The 21,468-nt window shown below is 65.6% G+C and carries 14 protein-coding genes; 12 read left to right on the top strand and 2 right to left on the bottom strand.

Going from position 1 to position 21,468, the window contains the following annotated elements; genetic code table 11:
* Together ACS13N_RS06695 and ACS13N_RS06690 are read right to left on the bottom strand one after the other, a co-directional pair.
* A complete protein-coding gene (locus tag ACS13N_RS06695; RefSeq protein WP_438930927.1) occupies window positions 1–933 on the bottom strand; it encodes a sterol desaturase family protein in 933 nt (310 codons plus the stop codon).
* 98 nt (window positions 934–1,031) lie between these two features.
* A complete protein-coding gene (locus tag ACS13N_RS06690) occupies window positions 1,032–1,469 on the bottom strand; it encodes a hypothetical protein (RefSeq protein ID WP_438930926.1) in 438 nt (145 codons plus the stop codon).
* A 283-nt stretch (window positions 1,470–1,752) separates the two neighbouring features.
* Here ACS13N_RS06690 and ACS13N_RS06685 point away from each other — a divergent pair, with 283 nt between their 5' ends.
* The 12 genes from ACS13N_RS06685 to ACS13N_RS06630 all read left to right on the top strand — a co-directional run bounded on the left by ACS13N_RS06685 (window position 1,753) and on the right by ACS13N_RS06630 (window position 21,442).
* Window positions 1,753–3,555 carry a methyl-accepting chemotaxis protein gene (locus ACS13N_RS06685; RefSeq protein ID WP_438930925.1) on the top strand — a complete coding sequence of 601 codons (1,803 nt, stop codon included), beginning with the start codon at window positions 1,753–1,755 and terminating at the stop codon, window positions 3,553–3,555.
* Window positions 3,556–3,682: 127 nt separating this feature from the next.
* On the top strand, window positions 3,683–4,840 hold the full coding sequence (locus ACS13N_RS06680) for an ATP-grasp domain-containing protein (RefSeq protein ID WP_438930924.1): 1,158 nt from the start codon (window positions 3,683–3,685) through the stop codon (window positions 4,838–4,840).
* On the top strand, window positions 4,837–5,964 hold the full coding sequence (locus ACS13N_RS06675; protein WP_438930923.1) for a hypothetical protein: 1,128 nt from the start codon (window positions 4,837–4,839) through the stop codon (window positions 5,962–5,964). The genes ACS13N_RS06680 and ACS13N_RS06675 overlap by 4 nt, the downstream gene beginning before the upstream one ends.
* Complete coding sequence (locus ACS13N_RS06670) at window positions 5,961–7,001, top strand: Rieske 2Fe-2S domain-containing protein (protein WP_438930922.1); 1,041 nt, start codon at window positions 5,961–5,963, stop codon at window positions 6,999–7,001. Before ACS13N_RS06675 ends, ACS13N_RS06670 begins: the two co-directional genes overlap by 4 nt.
* A 139-nt stretch (window positions 7,002–7,140) precedes the next feature.
* Window positions 7,141–7,620, top strand: coding sequence for a cupin domain-containing protein (locus tag ACS13N_RS06665; RefSeq protein WP_438930921.1), 480 nt, complete (start codon window positions 7,141–7,143; stop codon window positions 7,618–7,620).
* Window positions 7,621–7,702: 82 nt separating this feature from the next.
* Window positions 7,703–8,797, top strand: a complete 1,095-nt coding sequence (hemE, locus tag ACS13N_RS06660) for a uroporphyrinogen decarboxylase (RefSeq protein ID WP_438930920.1) — start codon at window positions 7,703–7,705, stop codon at window positions 8,795–8,797.
* Between the two features lie 596 nt (window positions 8,798–9,393).
* Complete coding sequence (locus ACS13N_RS06655) at window positions 9,394–11,712, top strand: primosomal protein N' (protein WP_438930919.1); 2,319 nt, start codon at window positions 9,394–9,396, stop codon at window positions 11,710–11,712.
* 561 nt (window positions 11,713–12,273) lie between these two features.
* A complete protein-coding gene (locus ACS13N_RS06650) occupies window positions 12,274–13,344 on the top strand; it encodes an IS30 family transposase (protein ID WP_438930839.1) in 1,071 nt (356 codons plus the stop codon).
* Between the two features lie 253 nt (window positions 13,345–13,597).
* Window positions 13,598–17,596 carry a trifunctional transcriptional regulator/proline dehydrogenase/L-glutamate gamma-semialdehyde dehydrogenase gene (putA, locus tag ACS13N_RS06645; RefSeq protein ID WP_438930918.1) on the top strand — a complete coding sequence of 1,333 codons (3,999 nt, stop codon included), beginning with the start codon at window positions 13,598–13,600 and terminating at the stop codon, window positions 17,594–17,596.
* 130 nt (window positions 17,597–17,726) lie between these two features.
* Window positions 17,727–18,872 (top strand): branched-chain amino acid ABC transporter substrate-binding protein, encoded by a 1,146-nt coding sequence (locus ACS13N_RS06640; protein ID WP_438930917.1) that lies wholly within the window; start codon window positions 17,727–17,729, stop codon window positions 18,870–18,872.
* 203 nt (window positions 18,873–19,075) lie between these two features.
* Window positions 19,076–20,299 (top strand): cation:proton antiporter, encoded by a 1,224-nt coding sequence (locus ACS13N_RS06635; protein ID WP_438930916.1) that lies wholly within the window; start codon window positions 19,076–19,078, stop codon window positions 20,297–20,299.
* Between the two features lie 9 nt (window positions 20,300–20,308).
* On the top strand, window positions 20,309–21,442 hold the full coding sequence (locus tag ACS13N_RS06630; protein WP_438930915.1) for a YbdK family carboxylate-amine ligase: 1,134 nt from the start codon (window positions 20,309–20,311) through the stop codon (window positions 21,440–21,442).
* Window positions 21,443–21,468: the final 26 nt, after the last annotated feature.

Here is a 21,468-nt window from a genome sequence, read left to right as displayed (position 1 = left end):
TCAGTTAGCGATGGCCGTGGTTGGCACAACGTCACTCTCGTCGGCAACCAGCGCAGCACGCCGGCGCAAATCCTCTGTCGTCTCGCCGTTGCCGTCGGGCTGCCAGCCCGGCGGGCCGAACAGGTAGCCGAACACATCACGTGCCGAGCGGGCGGTCTTCAGGTCCCGCCACAACCCGCGCCATTGGCTGAACTCGATGGTCAGCAGGTTGTACGTGCGCATCGGGTGCACGAGGCCGTAGCGGCAGGGCACGTCACGGCGCTCGGGGATGTAGGTGCCGAACAGCCGATCGAAGACGATCAGCACGCCGCCGTAGTTGCCGTCCAGGTATTCCAGGTTGGACGCGTGATGCACGCGGTGTGCCGACGGGGTGTTCAGGAACCACTCCAGCGGGCCGAGGCGCGGTATCCACGTGGCGTGAATCCAGAACTGGTACAGCAGGTTCAGCGACAGCAGCATCAGTACGATGCGCGGCGGCATGCCCAGCAGCGGCGCCAGCGCGAAGAAGAGCAGGGTGCCGGTCAGCTTGCCCGTCCACCCGAAGCGGTAGGCGGCCGACAGGTTCAGATCATTGGGGGAGTGGTGGACGGCGTGGGTGCACCAGAACCAGCGCACGCGGTGCGCGGCGCGGTGGTACCAGTAGTAGCAGAACTCCTGGCCGAGAAAGCAGGCGGCCCAGCCTGTCCAGTTGTCCATTGGCAGGGTCCACAGGCGGTGCTGGTAGACCCAGTCCAGGGCGTGCAGCCAGAACGCCATCGGTACCAGCCAGCGTAGTGGGTACTCGCGTACCAGGAAGTCGACCACCGACACTCCAGCGGCCTTCCAATCGTAGTTGTTCCAGCCACGCAGGAACGACAGCGCAAGCGCCTCGGCCAGTGACGACACCAGCACGATCACGACGGCAATCTTCAGGATGGTGAACAGTACGGCCATCGCGTCAGGCTCCTGGCGCCATTGGGGGACCCGACGACGGTACTGCAACCGCACGGGGGCGGCAATTGGGGCTGACGCAGCCGTCTCTTACAAGCTGTTTAGCTTGCCCAGGTGTTGTTCCGGTTGTGCAGATAGATGTGCACGCCGCCATTCCTGTCCTGCGCCACCCCCGCGCTGCCCCAGGGATAGATGGTCATGGCGCCTGGGTCCTTGCCCAGCTTTTTGGTGATCCACTTGCGGTGGCGTTGGTCGGCTGCGGGGATGTCGTCGTAGCTGGCCGGCTGGACCAGCTCAAGGAACGTGCTCACCAGCGCGCCGGACTCAAAGCGCAGGCTGATTGTCACCGGGGTGGTGTCGTCCAGCACGGCGGCGGTGGCGAACTGGCATGGCACGGCCTTGCCTTCAACCAGCACTGGCCGCCGCGGTCCGACCATGAAACGCGCGGGCAGGGCATCTGGCTGCGCCTGCGGGGTCAGGCAAAAGCCGCCCAGGGTGACTTCACCCGTGGCGGGGTCGATACGGATGACGTCGTTCATGCGGATTGTGAGGAGAGAGTTCGGGCTCGGCATCGTTGTACCGATCGTGCCTGGGCACCGGCGCGGTTTGATCCCGCGAATTGTTCGTTATAGCAGCCGCCCCCTCGGATGGGCGGCCTGGGCGCCCTCAAGTTCGCGCACGCCGTGCCGTAGCTTGCTCAGTAGCCCTTGATAGCCGGAAGTATTAGGCGTTCTGGAGGGCGCAACGGTAGCACCGAGCGCTGTACGTCGCACGCAGTCTGATTCACGCAGGACATTCCACCTAGAAGAACCTAGAAGAATCATGATCTCCTCTCTTCGGACCCGCATTCTCCTCATCTCGTCGGCCACCGTGATCGGCGCCCTGGCGCTGTCCGGCGCCGCCACGTATTCCATCGTGCGCAGCAATACGATGGAATCCATCGACCAGAACCTCGCAGCCATCGCCAGCGGCAACACGCTCGCCATCGACAAGTGGGTGGCCGCCAAGGCGCAGGCCGTGAAGGCGACCGCCGAGGTGGTCGAGCACGGCGATCCGCAGGGCTTCGGCAAGCACATGGGCAACGCCAACGGCTTCCCCATCATCACCATCGGCTGGACGGACAAGACGTTCTTCTCCACCAGCTCCACCACGCCCAAGGACTATGACCCGACGGTGCGGCCCTGGTACAAGCAGGCCATCGAAGCCGGCAAGCTGCTCGTGACCAAGCCCTACGGCGATGTGTCGACCGGTGTGCAGTACGTGTCGTTTGCCACGCCGCTCGTGCACAACGGTGAAACGACCGGCGCCATCTCGGGCGCCGTGCCGCTCGACGGCGTGCGTGAAGTGGTGGCTGCCGTGCACCCCACGCCATCCAGCCTCGCCTTCGTGGTCGCCAAGGACGGTCAGGTGATCGCCCACCCCGACGCCAAGCTGATGCTCAAGCCGGCCACCGACGTGGCGGCTTCGCTCAATGCCGATACGCTCGCCACGCTCGCCAAGGCAAGCGCCCCGCTGGAAGTGGAGCTGGCCGGCGCGCCCAAGCTGCTCAAGGCGCAGGCCGTGCAGGGCACCGACTGGTATCTGGTGATTGCCCTGGACAAGGCTGAGGCCACCGCTGGTTTGCGCAACGTCGTCAAGGCATTGGCCGTGGCCATGGTGCTGCTGACGCTGGCCGCCGTGGGCATCGCCGCGTTCTTCACGTCGCAGTCGTTCCGCCGCCTGTCGCAAGTGCGCGATGCGATGGAGACCATCGGCGCCGGCGGTGGCGACCTGACGCACCGCCTGCCCGTGGTCGGCAATGACGAAGTCGCGCAGATCAGCGCCGCGTTCAACACCTTCATCGACAAGATTGGCGAAGTGCTGCTGGAAGTGCGCGCCAGCGTCGACAGCATGAAGTCGGCCACCGGCGAGATCGAGATGGGCAACCGCGATCTGTCCAACCGCACCGAGGTTTCGGCCAGCAACCTGCAGGAAACCTCTGCCGCGTTGACGGAACTGACCACCAGCGTGAAGAACTCCGCCGATGCGGCCGTGCAGGCCACGCGCCTGGCGAGCGACGCCAGCGATGCCGCCACGCGCGGCGGCGAGGTGGTGTCGAGCGCCGTGAGCACGATGGACGAGATCGCCAAGTCGTCGGCGCGCATCACCGAGATCATCGGCGTGATCGACAGCATTGCATTCCAGACCAACATCCTGGCGCTCAACGCCGCTGTGGAAGCCGCCCGCGCCGGCGAGAACGGCCGCGGTTTCGCCGTGGTGGCCGGCGAGGTGCGCACGTTGGCGCAACGCAGCGCCACGGCCGCACGCGAGATCAAGGACCTGATCCAGGCCTCGGAAGCCAGCGTAAAGACCGGTGCGCAGCGCGTGCAGGCAGCCGGCTCGACCATGCAGGAAATTGTGGCTGGCATCGAGCGCGTGTCGCGCATCATCGGCGAGATCGACGGCGCGATGCACGAGCAGAGCAGCGGCATCAGCCAGATCGACCGCAGCGTCGCCGAGATGGACCAGGCCACGCAGCAGAACGCCGCACTGGTGGAGCAATCGACCGCTGCATCGGCGATGCTTAACGAGCAGGCACAGGGCCTGGCGCGCACGGTGGGGCTGTTCAAGCTGCGCGCGGGCTGATCGCCGCGCCGTACCCCTTCTTCATCACGCGTGAGCCGGGGCAAGCCATTGCCTAGAATGGAGCCCCGGCAGCTTCCGCGCGTATCCCACATCGACGGACGTTGCCTGACCTGAACGCTCCGTCTCCATGCCGAATGTGCTGATCCTCGGTGGTCGCGCGCCCGCGGCGCTCGACCACGCTCGCCGCTTTGCCCACCAGGGCTGGACGGTCTGCATTGCCGACAGCATTCCCTGCCAGATCAGCGGGGCCTCCAAGGCCGTCGGGGCGACGTTGCGGGTGGCTTCGCCGCGCCATGCCCCGGCGCAGTTCGCGGCCGATCTCCAGCGCATCGTGCAGGACTACACCATCGACCTGGTCGTGCCGACGTGCGAAGAGGTCTTCTTTGTGTCGCGCTATCGGCATCACCTGCCGGCCCACGTGCGCGTGCTGGCAGAGGACTTTGCCAAGCTGCGCGCGGTGCACAGCAAGTGGCAGTTCCTCACGCTCGCGCAGGATTGCGGGGCCGACGTGCCGGTCTCCGCATGCGTGCAGACGCTGGACGAGGCGCGCGCGTGGGCAGCAGGGCGGCCGGTGGTGCTCAAGCCCGAGTTCTCGCGCTTTGGCGTGCATGTGCGGCTGTACCGCAACGGCATCCCCGACGATGCGCCGCCACTGGCCGATCTGGGTGCGTGGGTGGTGCAGACGCTGGTGCGCGGGCAGGAATTCTGCTCGTACAGCGTGGCCGATCGCGGCCGGCTTGTGGCGCATGCGCTGTATCGCCCGGACTGGCGCATGTCGACCAGCGCGAGCTTCTACTTCGCGCCGGCGCGCATCGACGCCATCCGCATCTTCGTTGCCAACTTTGCGCGCAAGCTCGATTTCACCGGACAGCTCTCGTTCGACTGGATTCAGCAGGCCGACGGCCGCGTGAGCCCGCTCGAATGCAACCCGCGCGCAACCAGTGGCTGCCATCTGTTTGGCCCGGACGATGCGTTGCCAGCGGCATTGGCCGGCACGCTGGATGGCTGCATCGAACCTTCGCCCGGCCAGCCGCGCATGGTGGCGCCCGTGATGGCATCGGTAGGGCTGATGCACGCGCTTAGCCACGGCACGCTGCGCCAATGGCGGCATGACTGGCGCGCCGCCGCCGACGTGCTGACCGTGCCCGGCGATCGCGCGCCGTTGTGGGGCGCGATGAGCGACATGGCCGCCTACGCGCGCCTGGCCCTCCAACAGCGCTGCAACATGCGCCAGGCCGCCACGCAAGACATCGAGTGGGACGGCGAGGAGCTGCCCGAGGTATGAACGCGCCCGGCGCCACCACCGTCGCCATGCACGCGTGTTTTGCCGACAAGGCGGGCGCGTTCCTGCACGTGCATCGCGGGCAGGCGTCATTGCCGTTTGTTGCCAACCTCGTCACACGGGTCGACGTGGTGGAGGCGGGTGGTTTGCCCCTGCCGGTGACCATCAACGGCAGCGATGACCGCGCCGACAACGCATGGGTCTGCTCGCCCATCACTACTTACGGTCGTTATGCGGCGGAAGAATCCGAGCGACTGGCGCCGCCCATGCTGCGGCCCGTGTTGCGCGGCACGATCCATCTTGCCGATGCGTGGATGCGCCGTGCGCAGTTCGACCGCGCCGTGGCCGTCAACAACTGGCTGGTCAGCACGAATCTGTATCCGTCAGCGGCGGCGTTCGATCTCGACGCGCTGGTGCGCGCGTGTCGTGACCGTTGGCCGAACCGTGCGATCTGGCTGCGCTCGCTCAACACGCTGCAGCATGCCGATTGGCTGCATGCCGCGACGACTGCCGGCTTTGCGTTGATCCCCACGCGGCAGGTCTACGTGTTTCGTGATCTGCGCAATGCACGCCTGCATCAGAACTTGCGCCGCGATCTGCACTGGCTGGAGCGCGCGCCGCTGGCCTTTGTGCCGCACGATGCGTTCACCGAGGCTGATTTCGCGCAGGCCGAGCGGCTTTATGCGCAGCTCTATCTCGACAAGTATTCCGCGCTCAACCCGCGCTACACGGCGGCGTTCATCCGTGCGTGGCATGCGGCGGGCTTGCTGGAGTGCGCGGGCTTTCGCGATGCGGATGGTGTACTGCGTGCGGTGGTCGGTGTGTTCGGGCAGGGGGCGTTGTTGACCGCACCCATCGTCGGCTATGACACCACGTGGCCGCAGTCTGCCGGGCTGTATCGCCTGCTGATGGCGCACGTGCTGCGGTTGACGATCACGCGCGACGCCGAGCTGAACCTGAGCGCCGGCGCTGCGCACTTCAAGCGCTTGCGCGGCGGCGTGCCGGCCATTGAGATGAGCGCGGTGTACTGCCGCCACCTCCCCACGGCCACGCAGCGCGCCATTGCTGTGCTGCGTACGTTCACCACCCGGATCGGCGTGCCGATCATGCAACGCTTTCAGTTATGACGATCTGGAATCCCGCACTGCTGCGCGGCTGGTATCCCGTTGCCGAGGCATCTCGCCTGCGTGCCAAGCCGATGCGGGTGACACTGTTCGGCCGTGCCGTGGTGCTCGCACGTTTGCCGTCCGGCAGGCTGCTGGCGCTGGACGACCGCTGTCCGCACCGGCATGTGCCGCTGTCCGACGGGCACCTCGTGGGCGATGCGTTGCAGTGCATGTACCACGGCTGGACCTTCGGCGCGGATGGCCGCTGCACTGCCATGCCGGGCCGATGCCCGAGTGCGGCCATACCCGCCGTGCAGGTGAATGCGTGGCACGCCTTCGAGTACGACGGATTGATCTGGTTGAGCGCTCGCCCCCCAGGAGGTGCCGGCCCCGCTGCGTTGCCTGCATTCCTGAATCGCCTGCCGCCGCGCAGCCGTCGATTTCTGTGGAACGCCGTCTGGCACGCGCGCCCGGTCGACGCGCTGGAGAACTTTCTCGACCCGCTGCACACCCATCTCGTGCATCCGGGCCTCGTACGCAGCCACGCCGCACGCCAGCCGGTGACGGTGGCCGTCACGCAGTCCGCCGATGGACTACAGGTGGACTACACCGGCCAGGCGCAGCAAAGCGGTTTGCTGTATCGCCTGTTCGAATCGCCGCGCACGCTGGAGCGGGCGCACTTTGGGGTTGCCGCGCCTGCCACGGCGCAGCTTGAGTACCGCTACGCCAACGGCAGCGCGCTGTATTTCACCCTACATTTCACGCCTGAAGACGCGCTGCGCACGCGCGTGTTCGGCACGCTGCATGTGGAGAACCGTTGGGCGCCAGCGTGGGCCGTGCGCGGGTTCGTCTGGCCGTTCCTGCGCCGCGTGGCTGAGCAGGACCGCCGTGTGGTCGAAGCGCAGGCCGCCAACAGCGCGCGTTTTGGCCGGCAGGACGGCATCTCCACCGAGCTGGATCTCGTGCGCCCGATGCTCGATGCGGTTTGGATGCCCAATGGGCACGATCTGGGCAAGCCGGTAGAGACCGGCGAGCGGGTGATGCAGATGTGGGTGTAGGGCGGGGATTGGGCCCGCCTGCTCCGGAATCGCCCTAACTCTCTGCACCCGCGCGCCAGTGCGACAATCGGCCGGACATTTCCATCGCGTTGCCACGGACTGCCGCATCCCGACGGCGGCCACATCATGAGGAGGCATCATGCATCGTCATCATCGTCCTGTTGCTGTGGTTCGAGCAGCTTGCGCTGCCGTTGCGCTGGCCGGTTGCGCCGGCGCGTTTGCGCAGGCATCGGCACCCGCCGCCCCTGCCGCGCCAGCACCGCTGACTCCGCAGATCATCAACATGGGCGGCATGACGGCCGAAGAGATCGGCCCCGTCATCGCAGAGATGGGCACGCTGCGTACCAAGGGGCTGGTGAGCACGCCCAACGGCACGGTCGGCATCCAGGTGGGGACGGTCGCCAAGCACACGCATACGTACTCGGACGAGATTCAGTACGTGATGGCTGGCACGGCCACGTTCTGGCTCGACGACGCGCCGCGTGAGGTACGGGCGGGCGACCTGATCGTCATTCCGCATGGGGTTGTGCACGGAACGTCGACCACCAGCCCCGATTTCAAGGCCATGGCGATCAAGCTGCCGCCGCAGCGGGCCGGGGATACGCACAAGGTGTACTGACCGGCGCCGAGTATTGGCGTGGATCAGTCCGGGATAAAAACACCATCCCTTACAATGGCGCCCTCATAAAGAGTCCAACGCCATGTCCGCTCCGCTCGCCAACGACACCTTCCTGCGTGCCCTGCGCCGCCAGCCCACCGACTACACGCCGCTGTGGCTGATGCGCCAGGCAGGCCGCTACCTGCCGGAGTACAACGCCACGCGCGCGCGCGCCGGCAGCTTCCTGGGCCTGGCCAAGTCGCCTGCGTATGCGACGGAAGTGACGTTGCAACCGCTGGACCGCTTTCCGCTGGACGCGGCCATCCTCTTCTCCGACATCCTGACCGTGCCCGACGCCATGGGCCTGGGCCTGTCGTTCGCCCAGGGCGAAGGTCCGCGCTTTGCCAAGCCGGTGCGCTCGGAAGCCGACGTGGCGGCGCTGTCGGTGCCGGACATGTCGTCGCTGCAGTACGTGTTCGATGCGGTGGCGGAAATCCGCCGCGCGCTCGTGCAGGACGGCCGCCAGCGCGTGCCGCTGATCGGTTTCTCGGGCAGCCCGTGGACGCTGGCCTGCTACATGGTCGAAGGCGGGGGCTCGGACGACTTCCGCACCGTCAAGTCGATGCTCTACGCGCGTCCGGACCTGATGCACCGCATCCTGGAGATCAACGCGCAGGCCGTGATCGACTACCTGAACGCGCAGATCGAGGCCGGCGCCCAGGCCGTGCAGGTGTTCGACACCTGGGGCGGCGCGCTGGCCGATGGCATCTATCACGAGTTCTCGCTGGCTTACATGCAGCGCGTGGTGGAAGGTATCCGCCCCGGTGCCGATGGCCAGCGCGTGCCGGTCATCCTGTTCACCAAGGGTGGTGGCCTGTGGCTCGAAGCCATGGCAGAGACCGGGGCCGATGCGCTGGGCGTGGACTGGACGGTCAACTTGCAGCTCGCCCGCCAGCGCACCGGCGGCCGCGTTGCCCTGCAGGGCAACCTGGACCCGACCGTGCTGTTTGCCGAGCCTGACGCCATCCGCGCGCAAGTGCGCCGCGTGCTCGAGGACTACGCCGCTGGCGGCGACAGCGACGGCCACATCTTCAACCTGGGCCACGGCATCTCGCAATTCACGCCGCCCGAGGCTGTGACGGTGCTGGTGGACGAGGTGCACAGCTTCAGCCGTGCACTGCGCAAAAAAGCTGCGTAACAGAATCATGCTGCGGTGCGATGGTGTTTGAATTGGGCCATCGCGGTGCGAGAAGCTGAGCGCATGAGTGGGCCGCTCGCCGCTTTGGTGCAAAGAGGGTGAGCGTCTACTCGCATGCCTGGGCGCGCAGATTGGCCCCAAAGGGGTGTCAAGCGATTTATTTCGCGCACTTTGGTGCGTAACCTGACTGTCAAGACTTGACTTATGCACAAAGCTGTCGCGGCTGGCTCTTTCCGCGGCGCAACAGGGAACGTTACGCACATCCATCGCATAAGTGTTTGATTTTTTTGAAGGAATGGCGTTTGCGCGGAAACCGTGCAAGCCAGAAAAACGGCGGCTTCATCGGCTTTCCTGGGCGCTGCGGGCGACTTTTCAACAAAGTTATCCACAGCTTGTGTGGATAGACCCAAAAACCGGTCACCGATCAGGGCGCCACTGCACAAACCTCAAGTGATACTTGAACATTGAGGCGGGCACGGCAATCACTGTGCCGGCAAGGTGAGACGAGCGCCGCGCTTTTGCTAGGTGCACACTAGGTGCGCGATGCGCCGCTGCACCGCAACAATTCCTTTGCAATTCAACCGTTTGCCCCTCGGATGACCACCGCACAAGCCGACACCGTGTTTCCCGATGCCGCGGCTGGTACCGAAACCGCGGCCGCCTTTGCACGGGTGGTGATCGACACGCCGCTCGATGCGGTGTTCGATTACCGATGCGTGCAGCCGGTGTTGCCGGGGCAACTGGTGGTCGTGCCGTTCGGCAACCGCCGCGTGGTAGCGCTGGTGGTGGAAACCGCCACGACCACCGACGTGCCGCAAGACAAGCTGCGCGACGTCGAACGCGTACTCGACTGGGTACCGCCGCTCGACGCTGAATGGCGCGCCCTGGCTGAGTTTGCCGCCGGCTACTACCACCGTGCGCTAGGCGAAGTGACGCTCCCGGCGCTGCCGCCGCTGTGGCGCACGCCCGGTAGCTGGGACAACCTCGCGCGCCAGGCCAATGAAACGGTCTACGTGATGGCTGAGCCGGCTTCCACGCACGCGGCGGCCTTGCTGGACAGCGTACCCAAGCGCGCCACCGGCGCCATGCGTCTGGCTGAAGCGATCACCGGCGACGGCGAGCTTTCCACCAGCGCCGCCGTCGCGCTGCATGGGCAGGCTGTCGCCAAACTGCGTGACTGGACCGCCGTCGGTTGGCTGCGCGCAGAACTGCGGCCGAAGGCGCTGCTGCCGCAACCGCTGGAATTGCCCGCCCCCTCCGTCGCGCCCGCGTTGAATGCCGAGCAGGGCGCCGCCGTGGCCGCCATCGCGCAGGGTGGAGCGAGCGCCACCTTCAGCCCATTCCTGCTTTATGGCGTAACGGGCAGTGGCAAGACCGAGGTCTACCTGCACGCCATCGCCGATGCCTTGGCACGCGATCCGGCTGCGCAGGTGTTGATGCTCGTGCCCGAGATCAACCTGACGCCGCAGCTCGAAGCGCGCATTGCCGCGCGCTTTCCCGGCGTGCCAATGGCGGCTCTGCACAGCGGCCTGGCCGAGCAGCCACGCGCACTGAACTGGTTGGCCGCCCATCGTGGCGAGGCGCGCATCGTGCTCGGTACACGGCTGGCGATGCTGGCATCGCTGCCCAATCTGGCGCTCATTCTCGTCGACGAAGAGCACGATACGTCCTACAAGCAGCAGGAAGGCCTGCGCTATTCCGCACGTGATCTGGCGCTGTGGCGGGCCAAGCAGCGCAACATCCCGGTCGTGCTGGGCTCGGCCACGCCCTCGCTGGAAACCTGGTGGCGCGCGGAACAGAGCGCCACCACGCGCCTGACACTGTCGCAGCGCGCCCAGGCTGAGGCCGTGCTGCCGCGCGTGTCGCTCATCGACCTGAACCTGGAGCGCCGCGCCGGGCGGGCGATCCGCGATGGGCTATCGAAGCCACTGGTCGATGCGATTGCCGATCGCCTGGCGCGCGGCGAGCAGAGCCTGCTGTTCCTGAACCGCCGGGGTTATGCGCCAGTGCTGTCGTGCGATGCGTGCGGGTGGCTGTCGGGGTGTCCGCGGTGCTCGGCGTACCTGGTGCTGCATAAGCCGGAGCGGCGCCTGCGCTGCCACCATTGCGGCTACGAATCGCGCATCCCGCACCATTGCCCCGACTGCGGCAACGTCGACATCGCCCCGCTCGGGCGCGGTACGCAGCGCATTGAAGAGACGCTCGGCGAGCTGTTCCCGCAGGCGCGCGTCGCCCGCATCGATGCCGATTCCACTCGCCGCAAGGGCAGCGCCGAAGCCCTGTTCGACACCGTGCACGAAGGCAGTGTCGACATCCTGATCGGCACGCAGATGGTCGCCAAGGGGCACGACTTCCAGCGCGTGACGCTGGTGGGCGTGGTGGCGCCGGACCCATCGCTGTTCTCCCATGACTTTCGCGCTGGCGAGCATTTGTTTGCCTCGCTGATGCAGGTGGCTGGGCGCGCGGGCCGTGCCGGGTTGGCGGGGGAGGTGCTGATCCAGACGCGGTATCCGGATGCGCCGGCGCTGCAGGCGTTGGTGCGGCATGACTATGGCGGGTTCGCGCGCCAGTTGCTGCGGGAGCGCAAGCAGGCTGGGTTGCCGCCGTTTGCTTATCAGGCGTTGCTGACCACTGAGCACAAGGAAGTGGCGCGGGCGCTGGAGTTCTTGAAGGCTGCGCGGGAGATGGGTGAAGCACTCGTGGCCGAACTGGGCGCGCCGGTGTTTCTGCATGACCCTGTGCCGATGACCATGGTGCGGTTGGCCAACCGCGAGCGGGCGCAATTGCTGGTGGAATCCGCCTCTCGGGCTGCGCTGCAGAAGCTGTTGTCTGCGTGGACTGAGCGGTTTGGGGAAATTGGGAAGACGGTGAAGGGGGTGCGGTGGCAGTTGGAGATTGATCCGTTGCGGATCTAGCAGCTGCTTGGTTTTGTTGGTTTTTGCCTTGGTGGTGCATCCCTTGTTTCATCCCCTGCCGGGGCTGACTCACTTTCTTTGGTCTTGCCCAAAGAAAGTAAGCAAAGAAAGGCGCGCCCGAGATGGCGACTTCCCCTTGGATTTGTGTCGCGGGGAGGGGAAGGAGCCAAACTCGCTGCGCTCAGACAAGGCTCCTTCCTTAATCCTCCCCGCAACAAAAATCGAAGGCGCCATCTAGGGCAAGGGCAAAGCAAACCATCGATTGCTAGGGCGCCACTTCGTCTTGCATGCGGATGTGCGCCGCGCGCTCTATCCGCCTGCTCGCCCTGCCGCTCACCTTCGTTCACCGCCGGTTTGGCCTTTGACTTTCCTGCCCTAGATGGCGCCTTGAATTTTTGTAAGCGGGCGGAAAAAGGAAGGAGGCTGTCTGAGCGCAGCGAGTTTGCCTCCTTCCCCGCACGGTTACGGAAATTCAAGGAATGGGTCGCCATCTCGGGCGCGCCTTTCTTTTGCTTGGCGGTTTCAAGTAGCAAGTGCAACACGTTATCTAGGATGTGTTGCATGGGACAAGACTACGAACACCTGAGCGCCGAAGAGCGTGGCGCGATCTTCGCGATGAAGCTGGAGGACAGGAGCATGCGGGAGATTGCGCGTGCACTGCAACGCTCACCGAGCACGATCAGCCGGGAGCTTCGGCGCAACGGCTGGAAACCGGAACATGAGCGCGGTCCGATGGGGCGCCCCACGATAGCCGGTGGCTACAATGCGGTGCGCGCTGGCCGGCGGGCCTCCAAGTTGCGACGTAAGCCACGTCGCGAACGCAAGCTGCACCGGCAAGGCAAACTGTGGCCTGAGGTCCGCCAGTACTTGGAGAGAGGCTTCTCGCCGGAGCAGGTGGCTGCGCAGCTCAAACGTGTCCATCCCGGCGAACCCGCTTTGAACGTCTCGCACGAAACGATCTATCACGCCATCTACGCCGCTCCACGCGGTGCTCTGCGGCGCGAGTTGGTCAGCCTGCTGCGGCAGGCGCACGGTGCTCGCAAGCCGCGCTCGCGCGGGCAAGATCGGCGTGGGCAGCTCACCGACATGGTGAGCATTCATGTGCGCCCGCCAGAGGCTAACGACCGGCTGATTCCGGGGCACTGGGAGGGCGACCTGATCAAAGGTGCTGGTAACCGTTCGGCAGTGGGCACGCTCATCGACCGCAGCACCTTGTTCGTGATGCTGGTGAAGATCGACGGCAGTACAGCCGAGGCTGCTTTGCAGGCCTATAGCGCGGCGTTCGCTCCTCTGCCGGAGGAGTTGCGCAAGACTCTGACCTATGACCAGGGCAAGGAAATGGCGCTGCACAGCAAGCTCGCCGAGGCGACTGGCATCCGGATCTACTTCTGTGATCCACACAGCCCCTGGCAGCGCGGCATCTGTGAGAACACCAATGGCCTGCTGCGCCAGTACTTGCCAAAGGGAGCGGACCTGTCGGTGCTCTCACAGCGTCAGCTTGACGCGATCGCGTTGCTGATGAACACCCGACCACGCAAGACGCTCGGCTGGCGCACACCTGCAGAAGCCTTCATTGAGAACTGCGCCAAGCAGGGCATTGTGATTGACCCCGCTGTTGCACTTGGGGCTTGAAACCGCCCTTACTTTTCTTTGGCAAGACAAAGAAAAGTGAGTCGTGCCCGGCAGGGTACGAAACAGGGATGCACCACCAAGACAAAAACCAGACAGCCAAAAAAGCCCCCAAAAACCATGTGCGGTTGCACCATAACTACCCATTTCGAACCAAGGGGTTCTACTAGGTTGCACCTCACAAACCGCCAGGCGTATGATCCGCTCAATTTGCCGGCCACAAGTCAGGCAATGGCAGCTTTGGATAGGAACCCACATGGCTACAACCACCCTCGGGGTCAAGCTGGACGATGCTTCGCGTGAACGCCTCAAGCGCGTTGCGCAGTCCATTGACCGCACGCCGCACTGGCTGATCAAGCAGGCGATCTTCACGTATCTGGACCAAGTGGAGCGGGGGCAGCTGCCGAATGACGTAAAAGCAGATGCAAACGGCCCGGCGGCGGATGGCCTCCCGTCCGCCGCCGCAGCCGTCTCGGACGTGCACGAGGGTGACGAGCCCGCGGTGCAACCGTTCCTCGAATTCGCACAGAGCGTGCAACCGCAATCGGTGCTGCGTGCTGCCATCACCGCCGCGTACCGCCGGCCGGAAACCGAAGCCATTCCGATGCTGCTGGAGCAGGCCCGTCTGCCGGGCGCGCTCGCCTCGGAAGCCAAGCAGCTCGCCCGCAACCTCGCCGGCAAGCTGCGCGCACAAAAGGCTGGCACCGGCCGTGAAGGTCTGGTGCAAGGTCTGATCCAAGAATTCTCCCTGTCGAGCCAGGAAGGCGTGGCGCTGATGTGCCTGGCCGAAGCGCTGCTGCGCATCCCCGACAAGGCCACGCGCGACGCACTCATCCGCGACAAGATCAGCAACGGCAACTGGCACTCGCACCTGGGCCAGAGCCCGTCGCTGTTCGTCAACGCGGCTACCTGGGGCCTGCTGCTCACGGGCAAGCTGGTCGCCACGCACAACGAAGCCGGTCTGTCGAAGGCGCTCACGCGCATCATCGGCAAGAGCGGCGAGCCGCTGATCCGCAAGGGCGTGGACATGGCGATGCGCCTGATGGGCGAGCAGTTCGTCACCGGCGAGACCATTTCCGAGGCGCTGGCCAACGCGCGCAAGTTCGAGGCCGAAGGCTTCCGCTATTCCTACGACATGCTCGGCGAGGCCGCCATGACGGAGGAAGACGCGCAGCGCTACCTCGCGTCTTACGAACAGGCCATCCGCGCGATCGGGCAGGCGTCGGGAGGACGCGGCATCTATGAAGGGCCGGGCATCTCGATCAAGCTGTCGGCGCTGCACCCGCGCTACTCGCGTGCGCAGTACGACCGCACGATCAACGAGCTGTACCCGCGCGTGAAGGCGCTGGCCATGCTGGCGCGTGAATACGACATCGGCATCAACATCGATGCGGAAGAGGCGGACCGCCTGGAGCTGTCGCTCGATCTGCTGGAGCGCCTGTGCTTTGCGCCTGAGCTCGCTGGCTGGAACGGCATCGGCTTCGTGGTGCAGGGCTACCAGAAGCGCTGCCCGTTCGTGCTCGACTTCATCATTGACCTGGCCCGCCGCAGCAAGCACCGCCTGATGATCCGCCTGGTGAAGGGCGCCTACTGGGACAGCGAGATCAAGCGCGCCCAGGTCGAAGGCCTGGAGGGCTATCCGGTCTACACGCGCAAGGTCTACACGGATGTGTCGTACCTGGCGTGTGCCCGCAAGCTGTTGGCCGCGCCGGACGCGATCTTCCCGCAGTTCGCCACGCACAACGCGCACACGCTGGCCGCGATCTACCAGATGGCCGGCCAGAACTATTACCCCGGCCAGTACGAATTCCAGTGCCTGCACGGCATGGGCGAGCCGCTATACGAGCAGGTGGTCGGCAACAAGCCGGGCAAGCTGAACCGCCCGTGCCGCATCTACGCGCCGGTCGGCACGCATGAAACGCTGCTGGCTTACCTGGTGCGCCGTCTGCTGGAAAACGGCGCCAACACCTCGTTCGTGAACCGCATTGCGGACGAGTCGATTCCTCTGGACGACCTCGTCGCCGATCCGGTGGCGGTGGTGGAGAAGATGCACGCCGATGAAGGGACGCTCGGCATGCCGCATCCGAAGATTCCGCTGCCGCGCCATCTCTACGGTGACGTTCGCGCAAACTCGTCGGGCATTGACCTGGCGAACGAGCAGCGCCTGGCGTCGTTGTCGTCCGCCCTTCTTGCGGGCACCAGCACGGTCTGGGCCGCAGAGCCGACCATCGGCGATGCGCCGTATGTTGGCGGTACCCCGCAACCGGTGCGTAATCCGTCGGACCTGCGCGATGTGGTCGGCCACGTGACCGAAGCCACCGAGGCTGACGTTGATGCCGCACTGTCGGCCGCTGCTGCTGCCGCGCCGATCTGGCAAGCCACGCCGCCGGAAGCGCGCGCCGCGCTGCTCGATCGCGCCGCCGACCTGATGGAAGGCGAGATGCAGCACCTGATGGGGCTGATCATCCGTGAGGCGGGCAAGACGCTGTCCAACGCCATCGCTGAAGTGCGTGAGGCCGTGGACTTCCTGCGCTACTACGCAGCGCAGGTGCGTGGTGGTTTCTCGAACGACACGCACCGCCCGCTGGGCCCGGTGGTCTGCATCAGCCCGTGGAACTTCCCGCTGGCGATCTTCACCGGTCAGGTGAGCGCGGCGCTGGCCGCCGGCAACCCGGTGCTCGCCAAGCCCGCCGAGCAGACCCCGCTGATTGCCGCCCAGGCCGTGCGCATCCTGCGCGAAGCCGGCGTGCCGGCCGGTGCCGTGCAACTGCTGCCGGGCCGCGGCGAGACCGTCGGTGCCGCGCTGGTGAAGGACCCGCGTACCAAGGGCGTGATGTTCACCGGCTCCACCGAAGTCGCGCGCATTCTGCAGCGCACGCTGGCCGGCCGCCTGGACGCCAACGGCGCACCGATCCCGCTGATTGCCGAAACCGGCGGTCAGAACGCGATGATCGTGGATTCGTCCGCGCTGGCCGAGCAGGTGGTGGCGGACGTGCTGTCCTCCGCGTTCGATTCGGCAGGCCAGCGCTGCTCGGCACTGCGCGTGCTGTGCGTGCAGGACGACGTGGCCGACCGCGTGCTCACGATGCTCAAGGGCGGCATGGCCGAACTGGCGATGGGCAACTCGGATCGCCTGTCCACCGACGTGGGCCCGGTGATCGACGCCGAAGCGCGCGACAACATCGTCGGTCATATCGAAGGCATGCGTACCAAGGGCCGTCGCGTGCATCAGGCACCGGTGCCGGCGGCTTGCGCACACGGCACCTTCGTACCGCCGACGGTGATTGAACTCGACAGCCTGTCGGATCTGACGCGCGAAATCTTCGGCCCCGTGCTGCACGTGGTGCGCTGGAAACGCTCGGCGGACAACGCCGGCCTGACCAAGCTGATCGAGCAGATCAACGGCACGGGTTACGGCCTGACGCTGGGCATCCACACGCGTATCGACGAGACCATCGCGCACGTGGTGGACCGCGCGCACGTCGGCAACCTGTACGTGAACCGCAATATCGTCGGCGCCGTGGTGGGTGTGCAGCCGTTCGGCGGCGAGGGCCTGTCGGGCACCGGCCCGAAGGCGGGCGGCCCGCTGTATCTGCTGCGTCTGCTGTCGACCTGCCCGCAGGACGGCATGCGCACCGCGCTGTCGCTCACGGCCGGCACTGGCACCGAAGTCGACACCGATGCGCGCCGCGCGCTGCTGGCGCCGTTCGATGCGCTGGCCGAATGGGCGGGCAAGAAGTCGCCCGTGGCGCAGTCCGCCAACCTGACGGCGCTGTGCGAACGCCTGGCCGCTGCCTCGGCCGCCGGTGCCACGGCAACGCTGCCGGGCCCGACCGGCGAGCGCAATACCTACACGCTGCTGCCGCGCGAAGCCGTGCTGTGCGTGGCGGTGGATCCGGCCGACTGGCTGCGCCAACTGGCCGCCGTGCTGGCGGTCGGCAGCGTGGCCGTGGTGCTGGAAAACCCTGCTGTGGAAGCCGTGTTGCGCGAGCTACCACCGGCAGTACAATCGCGCGTCCGTGTGGTGCCGGCCCTGGACGGGGCTGAGTTCGACGCGGTGCTGCATCACGGCGATTCGGACCATCTGCGCGCCATCTGCGAAGGGCTGGCACGACGCGCCGGCCCGATCGTGGGGGTGCAAGGCCTGCCGCATGGCGGGGAAGGGCTGGCGCTGGAGCGCCTGCTGATCGAGCGTTCGCTGTCGGTCAATACGGCCGCGGCGGGTGGCAACGCCAGTCTGATGACCATCGGCTGACGGGGAGCACAAGCAGGATTCGTACTTCCATCCGCACGACGCGTAAGGATGGGAGGCGAAGCGGGAGGAGGGCGACGGTGATCCCGTCGCGCTATTGATCCAAATTGCGTTTGAACTAGGAGACGCACAAATGAAATTGAAGCAACTGTGCATGGCAGCAGCCCTGTGTGCGCTGGCGGGTGGTGCAATGACGGCCGCATCGGCCCAAGAAGTCATCAAGCTCGGCTACGCTGGCCCGATGACCGGTCCTCAAGCCCAGTACGGCAAGGACATGCAGAACGGCCTGACGCTGGCTGTGGAAGAGTTCAACGCCACGCATCCGAAAATCGCGGGCAAGGAAGTGAAGTTCCAGCTGGTGTCGGAAGACGACCAGGCTGACCCGAAGACCGGTACCACCGTCGCACAGAAGCTGGTGGACAACGGCATCAAGGGCATGCTGGGCCACTTCAACTCGGGCACCACCATCCCGGCATCGCGCATCTATAACAACGCCGGCATCGCCCAGATCGCCATGGCAACGGCGCCGGAATACACCACGCAAGGCTACAAGACGACGTTCCGCATGATGACCTCCGACACCCAGCAGGGTTCGGTGGTTGGCGCGTTTGCCGTCAAGAAGCTGGGCTACAAGAACATTGCCATCGTCGATGACCGCACGGCCTACGGCCAAGGTCTGGCGGACCAGTTCGAGAAGGCTGCCAAGGCTGCCGGCGCCAACATCGTGCGTCGTGAGTACACCAACGACAAGGCTTCCGACTTCAAGGCCATCCTGACGCAAATCAAGGGCAAGAACCCGGACGCCGTGTTCTACGGCGGCGCGGAAGGCCAATCGGCACCGCTGATCAAGCAGATGCGCGAACTGGGCATGAAGGCCACGCTGATGTCGGGCGAAATGTCCAAGACCGACGACTTCATCAAGCTGGCCGGCCCGCAAGCGGCCGAAGGCATGGTGGCATCGCTGGCAGGCCTGCCGCTGGAGCAGATGCCGGGCGGCGCTGGCTACAAGGCGCGCTATGAGAAGCGCTTCGGCACGCCGGTGCAGACGTACTCGCCGTACGCCTACGACGGTGCCATGGCCCTGATGCAAGCGATGGTCAAGGCCGGCTCGTCCGATCCGCAGAAGTACCTGCCGATCCTGGCCGCCACCAACATGCAAGGCGTGACCGCCAAGCACTACGCCTACGACGACAAGGGCGACCTGAAGGACGGCGGCATCACCGTCTACAAGGTCACCGGTGGCAAGTGGGCACCGCTGGAAAGCGTGGGCGGCAAGTAAGCCCCCGTCGACCGGTTTCAGCTGTTTGCATGATGAAAACCGCCCTCCGGGGCGGTTTTTCTTTGTCCGGCTCTGACGGAGCCAAACACGCTAATTCTGCGATCTTCTTCAAATCTCTTTCATCTGATATCAAATATCGTGTAACGCGATCTCATCGCGTGTCAGTGCTTGGCTGACTTTCCCGCTCGGGTGCTTCGGGTACCATGTCGCCCATGACAGGACTTCACGATCTCTTCCCTTCGTGGCCTCCCGCTCCGGGCGGCCTGTTCTGGATCGGGCTGGCGCTGGTGGGTGCAGCGCTGTGCGGCGAGTTTGCGCGCGTGGCGCTCAAGCTGCCGCGCATCGTCGGCTACGCGGTGGCGGGGCTGGCGGCCGGGGTGCTCGGCCGTCCGCTGATCGATGCCGAGATGCTCGACCAGACCCACATCCTGATCGAGATGGCGCTGGCGCTGGCGCTGTTCGAGCTGGGGCATCGGCTCTCGTTCGAGTGGCTGCGCGCCAATCGCTGGCTGCTGCTCACCAGTGGTTTCGAGAGCCTGCTGACCTGGGGCCTTGTTACCTGGGTGCTGCAGCTGTTTGGCGTGGCAACACCGGTGGCAGTGGCGGCCGGCGCGATTGCAGTGGCGACTTCGCCCACCGTGCTGCTACAACTGAAGAACGAACTGCGCGCCGAAGGTCAGGTGACCGAACGGCTGCTTTCGCTGGGCGCGCTCAACAGCATCTATGCGAGCGTGCTGGTGCCGCTCACCGCCGGCTGGCTGCACAGCGAATACGGCCACTGGGCCGCCGCGTTGATCCACCCGCTCTATCTGCTGGCCGGCTCCGTGCTACTCGCGTGGGTGGTCGGCAAGGCGGGCCATGCGCTGTATCACCGCATGGCGGGTGACGATCACTACGCGTTCCTGGTGTTGGTGGGCTTGGTGCTGTTTGCGCTGGCGATGGCCAAGCTGCTGAAGCTGTCGGTGCCACTTACGCTGTTGCTGGCGGGCGTGGTGTTCAAGTACCAGGATGCGCATCCGCGCGTATGGCCGTCGCACTTCGGCAGCGCGGGCAGCATCTTGATCGTGGTGATGATCGTGTCGCTTGGGCTGCCGATCACCGCATCGGACTGGGCCATCGGCGGGGTGGCGGCAGTGGCACTCGTGCTGGCGCGCTTCGTTGCCAAGCTGGCGGGTACGACGGCGCTGGGTTCGTTCTCGGGGCTGTCGATGCGCCAGAGCGTAGCCCTGGGCCTGGCGCTGGGGCCGATGTCGGGATTGTCATGGTTGCTGATGCACGATACGGCGGCGCTCTACCCGCAGACCGGCGCACCGCTGGCCGCCATCATCCTGTGCACGCTGGCGATCCAGCAGATTGCTGCGCCCATCCTGACTGCGCGGTCGCTGCGCTGGGCCGGTGAGGTGCGTCAGGGCAACGACAATCGCTAAGAGGTAGGCATGTCCCTCGAACCGTTCTCGAAATCCGAAGCCCTCACGTTTGGCGTTGAGCTGGAGCTGCAGCTCGTCAACCGTCACGACTACGACCTCGCCTCGGCATCGCCTGATCTCCTGCGCATGCTCAAGGGCAAGGAGTACCCCGGCGACATCAAGCCAGAGATCACCGACTCGATGATCGAGATCTCCACCGGCATCTGCCACAGCCATGACGAGGCGCTCTGGCAACTGCGCGAGATGCGCGACCGCATGGCCGAAGCGGCCACGGCGCTGAACATCGGCATCTGCGGTGGCGGCACGCACCCGTTCCAGCAGTGGAGCCAGCGCACGATCTCGCAATCGCCGCGCTATCAGTACATCTCGGAGTTGTACGGCTATCTGGCCAAGCAGTTCACCGTGTTTGGCCAGCACGTGCACCTGGGCTGCTCCAGCCCGGACGATGCGCTGTACCTGCTGCACGCCATGTCACGCTACGTGCCGCACTTCATTGCGCTGGCGGCGTCGTCGCCGTTCGTGCAAGGGGTGGATACCGGGTTTGCTTCGGCGCGCATGAATTCGGTCAGCGCTTTCCCCATGTCGGGCCGCGCGCCCTTCGTGCTCACCTGGGACGCCTTCAACGCGTACTTCGACAAGATGCACGCCACCGGCGTGATCGACAGCATGAAGGACTTCTACTGGGACATCCGCCCAAGCCCCAGGTACGGCACGATCGAAGTCCGCGTGATGGATACGCCGTTGACGGTGGAGCGTGCTGCCGCCATTGCCGCGTACATCCAGGCGCTGGGCCGCTGGCTGTTGCTCGATCGCCCGTTCATGCCGGTGGAAGACGACTACCTCGTCTACACCTTCAACCGTTTCCAGGCGTGCCGCTTCGGGCTGGCGGGCGAATACGTCGATGCGGCCACCGGCAACCGTGGCGCGTTGGCCGATCACATCCTGGAAACCAGCAAGGTGCTGTCAACGCATGCCGAGGCGCTGTCATCCGAAGGTGCGCTCGACATGGTGCGGGAGGTGGTAGAAGGGCGCGACACGGATGCCGAGTGGATCCGCAAAGCCCAGAACGAAACCCGCAACCTGCACGAGACCGTGCGACGTGGTTGCGGGCGGTGGACGCAGGCCCTTGCGCAGCCCGCTTGATTCGACGCCTGCGTAAGCGGAGTGAC

Source organism: Ralstonia sp. 24A2 (assembly GCF_051783885.1).
In the GTDB taxonomy this organism is placed as follows: Bacteria; Pseudomonadota; Gammaproteobacteria; order Burkholderiales; family Burkholderiaceae; genus Ralstonia.
Note: the sequence above shows the minus strand (reverse complement) of the source record. Positions and strands in the feature narration are given on the sequence as shown.

Coding starts and splice junctions, on each gene's coding strand:
- ACS13N_RS06695 (WP_438930927.1), bottom strand. CDS start 933: ATGGCCGTACTGTTCACCATCCTGAAGATTGCCGTCGTGATCGTGCTG.
- ACS13N_RS06690 (WP_438930926.1), bottom strand. CDS start 1,469: ATGAACGACGTCATCCGTATCGACCCCGCCACGGGTGAAGTCACCCTG.
- ACS13N_RS06685 (WP_438930925.1), top strand. CDS start 1,753: ATGATCTCCTCTCTTCGGACCCGCATTCTCCTCATCTCGTCGGCCACC.
- ACS13N_RS06680 (WP_438930924.1), top strand. CDS start 3,683: ATGCCGAATGTGCTGATCCTCGGTGGTCGCGCGCCCGCGGCGCTCGAC.
- ACS13N_RS06675 (WP_438930923.1), top strand. CDS start 4,837: ATGAACGCGCCCGGCGCCACCACCGTCGCCATGCACGCGTGTTTTGCC.
- ACS13N_RS06670 (WP_438930922.1), top strand. CDS start 5,961: ATGACGATCTGGAATCCCGCACTGCTGCGCGGCTGGTATCCCGTTGCC.
- ACS13N_RS06665 (WP_438930921.1), top strand. CDS start 7,141: ATGCATCGTCATCATCGTCCTGTTGCTGTGGTTCGAGCAGCTTGCGCT.
- hemE (WP_438930920.1), top strand. CDS start 7,703: ATGTCCGCTCCGCTCGCCAACGACACCTTCCTGCGTGCCCTGCGCCGC.
- ACS13N_RS06655 (WP_438930919.1), top strand. CDS start 9,394: ATGACCACCGCACAAGCCGACACCGTGTTTCCCGATGCCGCGGCTGGT.
- ACS13N_RS06650 (WP_438930839.1), top strand. CDS start 12,274: ATGGGACAAGACTACGAACACCTGAGCGCCGAAGAGCGTGGCGCGATC.
- putA (WP_438930918.1), top strand. CDS start 13,598: ATGGCTACAACCACCCTCGGGGTCAAGCTGGACGATGCTTCGCGTGAA.
- ACS13N_RS06640 (WP_438930917.1), top strand. CDS start 17,727: ATGAAATTGAAGCAACTGTGCATGGCAGCAGCCCTGTGTGCGCTGGCG.
- ACS13N_RS06635 (WP_438930916.1), top strand. CDS start 19,076: ATGTCGCCCATGACAGGACTTCACGATCTCTTCCCTTCGTGGCCTCCC.
- ACS13N_RS06630 (WP_438930915.1), top strand. CDS start 20,309: ATGTCCCTCGAACCGTTCTCGAAATCCGAAGCCCTCACGTTTGGCGTT.